Origin of the sequence: Holtiella tumoricola, from assembly GCF_027857615.1 — a bacterium.
GTDB lineage: Bacteria > Bacillota > Clostridia > Lachnospirales > Cellulosilyticaceae > Holtiella > Holtiella tumoricola.
Map to the genome: position 1 here is coordinate 1 of NZ_JAQIFT010000063.1, position 10,822 is coordinate 10,822.

The 10,822-nt window shown below is 33.2% G+C and carries 13 protein-coding genes and 2 tRNA genes; 2 read left to right on the plus strand and 13 right to left on the minus strand.

What is annotated here, in order from left to right:
- Nucleotides 1–17: 17 nt before the first annotated feature.
- From PBV87_RS18655 to PBV87_RS18695, 9 genes are all read right to left on the minus strand, one after another.
- Nucleotides 18–278, minus strand: coding sequence for a hypothetical protein (locus PBV87_RS18655; protein ID WP_271013322.1), 261 nt, complete (start codon nucleotides 276–278; stop codon nucleotides 18–20).
- Between the two features lie 77 nt (nucleotides 279–355).
- Nucleotides 356–646, minus strand: coding sequence for a hypothetical protein (locus PBV87_RS18660; RefSeq protein ID WP_271013323.1), 291 nt, complete (start codon nucleotides 644–646; stop codon nucleotides 356–358).
- Nucleotides 647–761: 115 nt separating this feature from the next.
- Nucleotides 762–1,751: an L-glyceraldehyde 3-phosphate reductase gene (mgrA, locus tag PBV87_RS18665; protein ID WP_271013324.1), complete on the minus strand. Its 990-nt coding sequence runs from the start codon at nucleotides 1,749–1,751 to the stop codon at nucleotides 762–764.
- A 219-nt stretch (nucleotides 1,752–1,970) separates the two neighbouring features.
- Nucleotides 1,971–2,519, minus strand: coding sequence for a BMC domain-containing protein (locus tag PBV87_RS18670; protein ID WP_053985086.1), 549 nt, complete (start codon nucleotides 2,517–2,519; stop codon nucleotides 1,971–1,973).
- A 1-nt stretch (nucleotide 2,520) separates the two neighbouring features.
- On the minus strand, nucleotides 2,521–3,849 hold the full coding sequence (locus PBV87_RS18675; protein WP_271013325.1) for a 4Fe-4S dicluster domain-containing protein: 1,329 nt from the start codon (nucleotides 3,847–3,849) through the stop codon (nucleotides 2,521–2,523).
- Nucleotides 3,850–4,273: 424 nt separating this feature from the next.
- The gene (locus tag PBV87_RS18680; RefSeq protein ID WP_271013326.1) at nucleotides 4,274–4,405 is read right to left on the minus strand and encodes a hypothetical protein; all 132 of its coding nucleotides are present in this window, start codon (nucleotides 4,403–4,405) and stop codon (nucleotides 4,274–4,276) included.
- A gap of 149 nt (nucleotides 4,406–4,554) precedes the next feature.
- Nucleotides 4,555–5,475: an alpha/beta hydrolase gene (locus tag PBV87_RS18685; protein WP_271013327.1), complete on the minus strand. Its 921-nt coding sequence runs from the start codon at nucleotides 5,473–5,475 to the stop codon at nucleotides 4,555–4,557.
- 19 nt (nucleotides 5,476–5,494) lie between these two features.
- Entirely contained in the window at nucleotides 5,495–6,355 is an 861-nt protein-coding gene (locus PBV87_RS18690; RefSeq protein WP_271013328.1) for a DegV family protein, read from the minus strand.
- Nucleotides 6,356–6,411: 56 nt separating this feature from the next.
- Complete coding sequence (locus PBV87_RS18695) at nucleotides 6,412–6,999, minus strand: hypothetical protein (protein WP_271013329.1); 588 nt, start codon at nucleotides 6,997–6,999, stop codon at nucleotides 6,412–6,414.
- A 151-nt stretch (nucleotides 7,000–7,150) separates the two neighbouring features.
- On the opposite strand from PBV87_RS18695, the gene PBV87_RS18700 reads away from it, so the two are divergent.
- Together PBV87_RS18700 and PBV87_RS18705 are read left to right on the plus strand one after the other, a co-directional pair.
- Nucleotides 7,151–7,684 (plus strand): TetR/AcrR family transcriptional regulator, encoded by a 534-nt coding sequence (locus PBV87_RS18700; protein ID WP_271013330.1) that lies wholly within the window; start codon nucleotides 7,151–7,153, stop codon nucleotides 7,682–7,684.
- 106 nt (nucleotides 7,685–7,790) lie between these two features.
- Nucleotides 7,791–8,660 carry a DegV family protein gene (locus PBV87_RS18705; RefSeq protein WP_271013331.1) on the plus strand — a complete coding sequence of 290 codons (870 nt, stop codon included), beginning with the start codon at nucleotides 7,791–7,793 and terminating at the stop codon, nucleotides 8,658–8,660.
- Nucleotides 8,661–8,773: 113 nt separating this feature from the next.
- Here PBV87_RS18705 and PBV87_RS18710 read toward each other — a convergent pair whose 3' ends face one another.
- The 4 genes from PBV87_RS18710 to PBV87_RS18725 all read right to left on the minus strand — a co-directional run bounded on the left by PBV87_RS18710 (nucleotide 8,774) and on the right by PBV87_RS18725 (nucleotide 10,674).
- On the minus strand, nucleotides 8,774–9,781 hold the full coding sequence (locus PBV87_RS18710; RefSeq protein ID WP_271013332.1) for a substrate-binding domain-containing protein: 1,008 nt from the start codon (nucleotides 9,779–9,781) through the stop codon (nucleotides 8,774–8,776).
- 172 nt (nucleotides 9,782–9,953) lie between these two features.
- Nucleotides 9,954–10,026 (minus strand) — tRNA-Lys (locus PBV87_RS18715).
- Nucleotides 10,027–10,031: 5 nt separating this feature from the next.
- Nucleotides 10,032–10,103, minus strand: a tRNA-Glu gene (locus tag PBV87_RS18720).
- Between the two features lie 130 nt (nucleotides 10,104–10,233).
- Nucleotides 10,234–10,674, minus strand: a complete 441-nt coding sequence (locus tag PBV87_RS18725; protein WP_053985094.1) for a C-GCAxxG-C-C family protein — start codon at nucleotides 10,672–10,674, stop codon at nucleotides 10,234–10,236.
- Nucleotides 10,675–10,822 lie beyond the last annotated feature (148 nt).

The window sequence follows — 10,822 nt, forward strand, 5'->3', positions numbered from 1 at the left end:
TATTCCAAGCCTTCTTATTAAATATTTTCAATCACGTCACTAGTAGATTGATTATCCAATTGTTCTTGTTTAACAATGCTAAAAAATTTAAGCATTAATGGAATATATGTTGCTATAAAAACAAACATTGCACTCATCGCTGCAGGCTTACGCGCCTTCTTTGGAAGTGCTAGCCCCCATAATATACCTATTGCACACAGACAAAATTTAATCAGTGCGAGATCTTTCCAATTAGATTGCTTAATAAAGGCGTCTCCATAGCTCAATAACTTTTTCATACCCTTCACCTCTTTATTCATTTTGTATATGTTCTTTTATAACTATTAGGTTCATTTAAAAACTATATCTTCTATAGTTAACAAATAATAAGTAAAAACCAAATAATACTTTGCGCAACAATTAAAAAAGGTATAGAAGGTGACTTGCTATGAGCATCTTTCACCCATTTTGTATAAGCAATAGCTATGCCACTAGCTACTAAAAATGGACCTGTCTCTATAAATATCTTTAATGCTAAGTTAATGTGCTGACCAGGTTTTAAGGGTACTGAATTTACGATAAAAAACCACCCATAGACGAGACAAATAATCAAATTCATAATCAGCCAGTATTTAACATTCTCTATTATTTCTTGACGCTCTCTCATTTCATCACTCCCCTCTATGAGTCTATATCTTATATTATATCAAATGTGTAGCTATATATCTATAAATTCAGTTAATTTATACACCTATAACCTTTTTATTTATTTTATTATTTTATTATTCTATAATGCTATCAATACGCTTAAGTTCTTCATCTGTAAAGTTTAAATGATCTAATGCCCCTACACATTCCTCAATTTGCGACACACGACTTGCTCCTATCAAAACAGAGGTAATTGTTTCTTGTCGAAGTACCCAAGCTAATGCCATCTGCGATAACTTTTGCCCTCGTGCTTGTGCAATCTCATTCAATGCATGCAGCTTTTCGAGTAGTGTTTGTGTAATATCCGATGTACCTAAAAATGGACTATCCACTCTTGCTGCACGAGAATCTGATGGGATACCACTTAAATAACGATCTGTTAGTCTGCCTCCAGCTAATGGTGAAAAGGCAATACCACCCACTTTTTCTTCATTTAAGACATCTAATAATCCATCTTCTACCCATCTATTCATCATAGAATAACTTGGCTGATGGATAACACAAGGTGTGCCTAATGCTTTTAAGATATGTATTGCCTTTCTTGCTTCTTCTGGCTTGTAATTAGAGATGCCCACATAAAGTGCCTTGCCTTGTCTGACAATTTGATCCAGAGCATTCATCGTTTCTTCTAATGGTGTATTAGGATCCGGTCTATGATGGTAGAAAATATCTACATAGTCTAGTCCCATACGCATAAGGCTTTCATCAAGGCTTGAAATAAGATACTTTTTAGAACCCCAATCACCATATGGTCCTGGCCACATATAATAACCTGCTTTGGTTGAAATAATCATTTCTTTTCTATAGGTAGTAAAATCTTCTTTTAAGATCCTTCCAAAGTTTGTTTCTGCTGAACCTGCTGGTGGACCATAGTTATTGGCTAAGTCAAAGTGTGTAATACCTAAATCAAAAGCTTTACGAATCATAGCTTTACTATTTTCATAGCGATCCACATCTCCAAAGTTATGCCATAATCCTAAGGAAATCATAGGAAGCCTAAGTCCACTATTACCACATCTTCTATATTCCATCTTTTCATATCTTGTCTCATTCGCTTGATACATTGCCTATCCCCCTTAATTTTTTTATCTTATTATAACACTATCTTATACCATTTACTAAATAATTACTTGCATATTATTAAATCATTGATTATTCTATCATTTTTCTATAATAACTACATACTGCATTCATATTTTATTCTTCCTATAATAAAAAGACCTACTTCAATACTCATCAATAGAGTGTATCAGTAGGTCTTCTTTAATCTTCCTTTATTTACATTATAATAGCGTTGCTACTAGTCCCTTATCAGGTGAAGCAATAAATTCTGCATTGACTAAAAAGCCTTTTTCTTTTGCAATTTCAATTCCTGCCTCCATCCCTGCTTTAACAGCTCCTACATCTCCAGTAAAAGTAAAATACGCTTTTCCACCTAGCGCATTTCCAAGACGAAGGTCTATTGGTTGTAAATCTGCTGATTTTAAAACTGCATCTGCTACAATAATCATTGTGGATACAGAAAAAGTCTCCATAATACCAAGAGCACTTATATGATCTGGCATAGTAGCGCCTGTAATAGCTGGAAATACGTTTGGATCCACATTAGGAATAAAAGTCGAATCTACTCCAAATTCTCCTGCTAATTTGATACCCACTCGCACAGCGTCTTCAACTGCTGCTACATCACCATGGATGATAGACATGTATTTTCCAGGGCAGATGGATGTCGCACTTACCACTTCTACCTCTGAGGTCTTAAGCATCTGATCCGTTACATATATACCACGTGAAACACTTATAAATTCAACAACGCCTATAGCATTTGGCATTTTAGTCCCTCCTTATCACAATAAATGTATCGCTAACTTCTGTTACTGTTCCATTTATACTTGAATGTATTGTTGCACCCAAACTATTTTCTGGAATGTTCCCAATAAGTTGACCTTCTTTTACCTTATCTCCAACTTGAACAATAGGAATTGCTGGTGCCCCTACATGCTGTCTTGTTGCAATACGTACGATATCAGGTTTAAAAAGAATATCAGTCATTGGAGCCGGTTTATCATAGCTACTTAAACCTAATCTAGCTACAAGACGTTTGCTCGGTACTAAGCGATATTCACGACTATTACGTGCATTAAATTCTGTTTCTGTAGGTTTATATCTATATCCTTCTTCTTCAAGTGTTTTCCTTGCAATCATATTAGCTGTCTTTGGATAGATACCTGCTGGACAAGAAAATAATTGACACAAATTACATTGACAACATAACTGAGGATTGCCACCTTTTGCAAGCTCAGGTATAGCATAATTCAATCCTCGAATTACTTTATGAGGTTGCAAGTTATGCCCTAACAAATAACGTGGACACAAATCTGTGCACATTCTACATTGTTCACAAGATGCTTTATTTCCTCTTTCAGCTTGATTAAAAGTTGCACCTTTTTTTACTACTAAAGCATGATCTTTATCTAAAATAATATAACCCTTATCTTTTTTAGTAACGACTCCATTTATATTTTCTAATAAAGGACCCATCATAGGACCACCATCAATAATGGTATATCCATCAAAATTTTCAATTCCGCTTGTTTTTAAAACATCAATAATGGGTGTTCCTACTGGTACTTTACAAGTTAATGCCTGTGGAACATCTCCTGCTATAGTAATATATGTTTCAGTAACTGCTTGTCCTTGAGAAGCTTTATAAATATTGAGTGCAGTTTCTGAATTGACTACAACACATCCTACATTAAGAGGAATACCTGCCTCTGGTACGACTCTTCTTGTTATTTCATAAACTAAAACTTGTTCATCCCCTGCAGGGTAAACATCTTCTAACTCGTGCACACTTACAAAATCTTGTAACTGTAAAGCATTTATACGTTCTCTCAAGATTTTAATAACTTCTTTATGTTTACCTTTCACACCCATAATAGCCTTTTGTGCACCAACTAGTCTACCAGCAGCTTCAAAGCCCTTAATAATCTCATCTGGATAAATAGCCATTAATTGTTGATCTACGCGTAACAAGGGTTCACATTCTGCACCATTTAGAAGGATGTACTCTGCCTGTGCATTTAGTTTAACATGAGTTGGGAAACCTGCTCCACCAGCTCCTACTACGCCAGCTTCTCTTACTTTTTCTAAAAGATTCAACCTGACACCTCCTATATGCCGTTCATTATTCTTTAACATCTTTACTTTTTCCCATTTAAATTACAAATATACCCATTATTGAATAAAACTTCCCTTTTCAACATTTATGTATAAAGGAAAAGACCTACTTAAAAGCATAATATTATGCTTTTAAGTAGGTCTCTATAAATATAAAACCTTTTTATCGTCGCATACAGCATATAAGCCCTATGCGACTTACGTGTTAATTGGCTCATCTCCAGATAAATTTCCTTCGTAAGCCTCAGAACTTTGAATGCTTTGGTTACTCTGATTTGACATCTTTGTTCCCTCCTACATTCTGTTTGGTTTTACAATAGTATTATGTACAAGTTCAACTGTCCTTATACTTATTTAAGAAACTGGTTTTTAATACCATTTAGTATGCTTTAATACCTATTACCCTTTATAAAACTGTACAAATGATCCATTCATCTTTAAATCCCAATATCGTATAACCATCTGCTTCAAGTTCTTCTGTCGTACAAGTATTCCTATTAAAACGAATTTCATATTTATAATACTTTTCAGCTTCCATTAGATACACTCCTTAATTTTTACTAGAGTGTTACCTTCTATTTATAGTTCTATACCAATTAATTATTTATTTTTAGAACAAAAAAGCTAACATAAAGCTACGTCCTTATTAAAGCGAACGGTGATTCTATGTTAGCTTGATAAATTTAATTACAGTTTATTCATTAGCCATGTTGCAACATCATTCATGACTTCTTGTTTGTTATCTTCATTAAGAATTTCATGTCGTTTATTAGGATAAAGTTTATATTGAACATCTTTTATACCTGTTTGCTTCAGCTTATCATATAAGTTGATAATGCCTTTACCGGCATTTCCAACGGGATCTTTATCTCCTGCCATAATATAAATAGGCACATCCTTTGGAATAGCATCAAAATTTTCTTTAACATGGATAGTCTTTAATCCTCTTAATAGGTCATAATAAAAGGAGGCTGAACAAACAAATCCACATCTATCATCAGCTATATACTTATCGACCTCCTGCTCTACACTACATAACCAATCAAATGGTGTTCTATTTGGCTTGAAATTTTTATTAAAGTCTCCAAAAGATAATTTATCCATCATCTTACTTGTATGTTTTCTGCCAAAAAGCTTAACTTCTAATCCGCTCAAAAAGATACCTAGTGATGTAAGCTTAGGCGGTTCACCATTACTTCCTGATAAGATGAGACCATCAACTTCCTTACCGTGTAATTCCATAAATCTTTGACTAACAAATGAACCCATACTATGCCCAAATAAGAAAATAGGTAAATTTTTATTTTCATTTTTTATATATTTCATAAGTTGAAATAAATCTTCAACGAGCCATTCAAATCCTTCATTATCTGCAATATAACCTAAATGTTCATTTGTCTTTGCAGTTAAACCATGTCCCCTATGGTCATGTCCATAAACAATAAATCCTCTTTCATTTAAGAAATGAGCAAATTCATCATATCTTAAAACAGTTTCAGTCATGCCATGTGAGATTTGTACTATGCCTATGGCTTCATCTACTGGGCTCCATTTATATACATTTAATGCTACACCATCGCTATCCCTAAATTGAAAATTCTCTCTCATCCTTATCTCCTTTATCTTTCTATTTTCTTGAAACTGAGATGCCTAGTGCATTAGGACCAATATGGCAACCAATGCTTACTGTTAAAGGTACATAACCACTTGCCATACCAGGAAAAGCTTTAAATATCTCCTCTTCCCATTCCTTAATGATTGCAGTGTCCAGTGCACTTCCTGCAATACCAATTGCTAGCTCAGAAGGTTCTGCATCGGCAAATCGTGTACGTATATCTTCTTTTATAGCTTCGATCATTTTATGCTTACTTTTTTTCATTCCTCTTACTTTTGCATAAGCATCTAGCTTATCTCCTTGTATGGTTAGTACAGGCTTAATATTTAGAATTGTACCTATCGTAGCTGCGGCTGCAGTAACACGTCCTCCTTTTTTTAAGAATTCCATTGTATCAACTGCAATATAGATACTTGACTCATATGCATTTTCTTCTAAATTTTGTTTAATTTCTTTAGCACTTAGACCTTTTTTAGCAAGTTCTAAGGCATCTAATACAGACTGCCTTTGCGGTTCTGATATTCTATGGTTATCTACAACTTGTACACGTTCCTCATACTCTATTGCTAATGCTAATGCCGTTTGACAAGAGTTACTTAGTCCACTAGACATTGGAATATAAACGATTTCGTCATAGCCTTTTGCCAATACTTCCTCCCATAACGCCATAACATCTCCCGGTGCTGGCTGAGATGTAGAAATTTCTTTTCCTGAAAGTAGGCTTTCATAAAAGAATTCCTGTGTTAAATCTTGTCCTTCAAAATAAGTTTTATGATCAATAATAACTGGCATCGGAAGAATATAAACGCCTAACGTTTTTGCTTCTGCCGCTGATATTCCACTATTACTATCTGCTATAATAGCCGTTTTCATATAGTGTAAATCTCCTCTCTTTGCAACTATCTTTAATTATGCCCATTTCTTGTCACTCATAACAGCGAAATACCCAATGCACATGTAAAAGCAATACAACAACTCATTGTGCCTATAATAAGTTCTTGCCTTGTATGCCTTTTTAGTTCTAATGACGACCATGCTACTGCAACGGCAATAATTACACATGGGATAACTACTTTTAGTCCTTGAAAATAAATTAATAGCAAAAATGGTCCTGCAACAGCGCATGCATGTCCACTTGCACGCACCTGAATCACTTTGTTAAATAATGTGAGTACAATAACTGAGAAAAAATATGTAAGATAAATCATCTGCAAATTCATGCTTACATTCATAAAATAGCCTATAATCACTATCATTACATAACCAATAATATTTAATATAAATGCTAAGTTTCTTTGCCCCTCTCTTCCTTTATTTTTAAAATGAGGTAATAAAGGTTGAAGTGGATAGGCAAGTATAGGAATAAAGCCTAAAAATAGAACAGAAAGAACGACTTCAATAGAACTTTGAAAAATATCTTTTCTATTAAAAGCTAATATGATTATAAGTGCTGTTACAAGTATAGGTGGTACAGTAATTCCACGAATTATTTGAGCTATTTTTTCTCTTTTTGTCACGTTTTTCACCTCCTTTTATAGGATTAATTATATTTAAAGATTGCACATCAGCACACTTTTAAAATATAATATGTGTGACATATTGTATCACTCTAGATTTTTTAAATCAATATCCTTAATCATAACTGTTACATATAAAGGAGTTTTGTTCATGGAGAAAAAAAATAAAAATCAAGCCAATCTACTTGCTAAAGAATGTATGGTCATCGCCCTCTTACAATTATTAGAAGTCAAGCCTCTTTCAGCGATAACAGTCTCTGAAATTACAAAAAAAGCTGGCGTATCTAGAATGACCTATTACCGTAACTATATTAATAAAGAAGATATTTTTTCTTCCTTTCTTGATGATCTGCTCTACAATTATCATGAAGAATTTAATAACTTACCTGAAAAAGGTAACTTCTACGACCTTCACAATCTCAATCACTGTTTCTTATATTTTGAAAAGCATAAAACACTTATACAGGCACTGTTCAAAAACGGTCATGGAAATATCTTTTTAACCAGTTTAAGTGATTACATTATTCATAAGTGGTATAAAGAATCTGACGACATAACAAGATATTATACACTCTTAGCGTTTGCAGGTTCTATCTTTAATGTTTTTGTCTCTTGGTCATTAAATGATACAACTCAATCTCCAGAACAAATGGCATCTATTATCTATGATATTTATCATAGATAATTTTTACACTCAAATAGTTTTAATATCAAATCATTTGACTTTCAAACCATTTTGATATATACTCCTTTTATACAAATAAACAAAATCATCCGGGAGGATTTATATTATGAAAATCAAACTTTTTACAGACTCCGCGTCTGATTTACCATTATCATATATTCAAAACAATCACATTGGTTATGCAAGCTTAGAAGTAAATATAAAGGGTGAATTCATTAAAGATGACTTTGGCCAAACACTACCACACAAACAATTTTATGAACTACTCCGTCAAGGCGAAATGACAAGTACTTCTCAAGTTAACATCCATACTTTTGAAGAACTATTTGAAGAAGCTATTAAAGATGGTTATGCCATTATCTACATTGGTTTAGCATCTGTTTTAAGCGGAACTGTGAATAGTGCAACAGTAGCCCGCCTTAACCTTTTAGAAAAATACCCTGATGCAGATATCTCTGTCATTGACTCCAAAAGCGCTTCTCTTGGAGAAGGGTTGCTTGTAGCAAAAGCAAATGAGATGATGGAAGCAGGTTACTCAAAAGATGAAATCGTAAACTGGATAGAGACAAATTGTACAAACGTAATCCATGCCATTACAGTAGATGACCTTAACTTCCTAAAGCGTGGTGGTCGTATTTCTGGCACAACTGCTGCTATTGGTGGCCTACTCGGCATTAAACCAAGTATTAAATTAGATAACGAAGGCCATGTACTTCCTGGTACTAAACTAAAAGGAAATAAAAATGCAATGAAGTATCTCGTTAATCAAGTTCTAGAAAAGGGTATTGATTTATCTACCCAAACTATTTATATTTGTCATGCTGATGCAGAAGAAAATGCTCAACTTATTAAAAAAATGCTTTTAGAGCAAACAACTATTAAAGATATTATCATCAATCCAATCGGGACAGTTATTGGAACACATGTTGGTCCAGGAGCTATTGGTGTAATCTTCCTTGGCGATGCACGTAATTAAAGGTCACAGATACTTAAGTTAACGTTAACTATATCATATATATTTTATATTATCTGACATATATATAATAAAAAGGAGTAGATTATTCCATATGAATAATCTACTCCTTTTTATTAACATAATGAACGTACAGATTCTCTTAATATAATCTTACCTGTAATTACTTTTCTACCTAATTTATAGTTAGAATCTTCGATTTTCTTAAAAATTCCTTCTACTGCTTCTTTTGCCATATTCTCAACATCTACTTGAATAGTTGTTATCTGTGGACTAGAAATTGTTGCATAAAGATAATCATCAAATCCTACAACTGAAACATCCTCTGGTACACGGATACCTTTCTTATTAAGATACTGTATAAAATGATACGCCACTTCGTCACAGTTACATACAAAAGCTGTTGGTAATTTATCTGGCAAATCAAATTCACAAAATACACCATCACTATCCCTGTCACTAATAGTCCATTCTTGTCTAATAGGAATTCTATGCTCAATCAATGTTTTAGAATAACCTAAATAACGATCTAAAATACTACTTGTTGCATAAATATTCCCTATATATCCTATTTCCTTATGCCCTTTACTTACTAAGTAATTGGTAATAATATAGGCGCCATACATATTATCTCCAATTACTGCATCCATATCAAAATGTCTATCATAGAAATCTAAAAAGATAATAGGAATGTTTTGCTCTGAAATAAGATCAATATAATTTTCTCTAACTTGACCAAGTACAATAAGTGCATCAATCCTTCTATCTTGCACCATATTAGGTAGCTCATTTTCTAATTCTGTTTCCTTAGAGATAATCTCTAAGATTGCATAATAATTATATAAGCTTAAGTTTTGAATAATCTTTTGATACATCATCCAATAAAAAGAGTTCCCAGACATCATATAACGCTCTGCTGTAATCACTCCAATATTATAGGTACAGCCTTCTTTCATACCTTTAGCAGCAATATTACAACGATAGCCCATTTCGTCTGCAACCTTTTTAATTTCTTCACGTAGACTCTCACTCACTCCGTCTTTATTAGATAATGCTTTAGATACTGTTACTGTACTTATATTTAATCGCTCTGCGATATCACTCATTGTTATATTTTTCTTCATAGATTTCTTCCCTTTTACTTAAATTTACTTTATATATTTTATTATATCAAAAAATTATTAGCTAAATCAACACTTTAGTTAAAATATTAAGAAATATTTGCATTCTAATTTTATAAAAACTTTTAAACATACAAAAAAGGTGGTTGTAATAATACAACCACCTTTAAACTTATGAGCCACCGGAGGCTCGAACTCCGGACCACTTGATTAAAAGTCAAGTGCTCTACCAACTGAGCTAGTGACCCATATATGACCCATAGGGGAATCGAACCCCTGTTACCGCCGTGAAAGGGCGGTGTCTTAACCGCTTGACCAATGGGCCTTACTGATCTTTATTATTATAATCTACTCACTTACTTATGTCAACGTATTTATTAAAATAACCCATTTATTTTCTTTTATTGCATGCTAATAACCTTATAGACTTCTATAATTTTGAGATATTTTATTAACTAATAACATTCTAACATTACTTCTAAAATTTCTACTGCATCTTCAATCAAGCGGTCGCATAGAGAACGTGATAATCCTTTCTGTTGTACTTGTATCATACCTTCCTTAGTATGAATTTCATATCCCAATAGTTCTTTACAAATATTTGTTCCATGTTTTTCTTTAAAATGTTTTTGAAATTCTGCTGCGATAGTATTCATTTTCTTTTTAGTTTCTTGATCACTCCCTATAGCTTGTCCATTTTCTAATCCTAGGACCATGAGAGCACCTGTTACAGCTCCACAAACTTCTCCACATCTCATACCACCACCAAATCCTGAGGCAATTTTCATGGCGATATCCTTTTCTAATCCTTGTTCCTCACAAAAAGCTCCAAAGACTGCTTGGCTACAATTATAGCCTTCTATATGATAACTTACTGCTTTTTCTTTTTTGCTCATTATCTCTTCCTTCTCCTTCTCATATTATGCTATATACAGAATGTATAAAGCATGGTATTAAATAACTCTATAATCTACAAAAGCCATCTAAACTTTTAATAAGTTTAGATGGCTTTTCTTATACTCTCAAAAACAAATACTGCAATCA

Excerpts from the sequence above, each read along its gene's own strand:
- PBV87_RS18655 (WP_271013322.1), bottom strand. The coding sequence starts at position 278 with ATGAAAAAGTTATTGAGCTATGGAGACGCCTTTATTAAGCAATCTAAT.
- PBV87_RS18660 (WP_271013323.1), bottom strand. The coding sequence starts at position 646 with ATGAGAGAGCGTCAAGAAATAATAGAGAATGTTAAATACTGGCTGATT.
- mgrA (WP_271013324.1), bottom strand. The coding sequence starts at position 1,751 with ATGTATCAAGCGAATGAGACAAGATATGAAAAGATGGAATATAGAAGA.
- PBV87_RS18670 (WP_053985086.1), bottom strand. The coding sequence starts at position 2,519 with ATGCCAAATGCTATAGGCGTTGTTGAATTTATAAGTGTTTCACGTGGT.
- PBV87_RS18680 (WP_271013326.1), bottom strand. The coding sequence starts at position 4,405 with ATGGAAGCTGAAAAGTATTATAAATATGAAATTCGTTTTAATAGGAAT.
- PBV87_RS18685 (WP_271013327.1), bottom strand. The coding sequence starts at position 5,475 with ATGAGAGAGAATTTTCAATTTAGGGATAGCGATGGTGTAGCATTAAAT.
- PBV87_RS18690 (WP_271013328.1), bottom strand. The coding sequence starts at position 6,355 with ATGAAAACGGCTATTATAGCAGATAGTAATAGTGGAATATCAGCGGCA.
- PBV87_RS18700 (WP_271013330.1), top strand. The coding sequence starts at position 7,151 with ATGGAGAAAAAAAATAAAAATCAAGCCAATCTACTTGCTAAAGAATGT.
- PBV87_RS18705 (WP_271013331.1), top strand. The coding sequence starts at position 7,791 with ATGAAAATCAAACTTTTTACAGACTCCGCGTCTGATTTACCATTATCA.
- PBV87_RS18710 (WP_271013332.1), bottom strand. The coding sequence starts at position 9,781 with ATGAAGAAAAATATAACAATGAGTGATATCGCAGAGCGATTAAATATA.
- PBV87_RS18725 (WP_053985094.1), bottom strand. The coding sequence starts at position 10,674 with ATGAGCAAAAAAGAAAAAGCAGTAAGTTATCATATAGAAGGCTATAAT.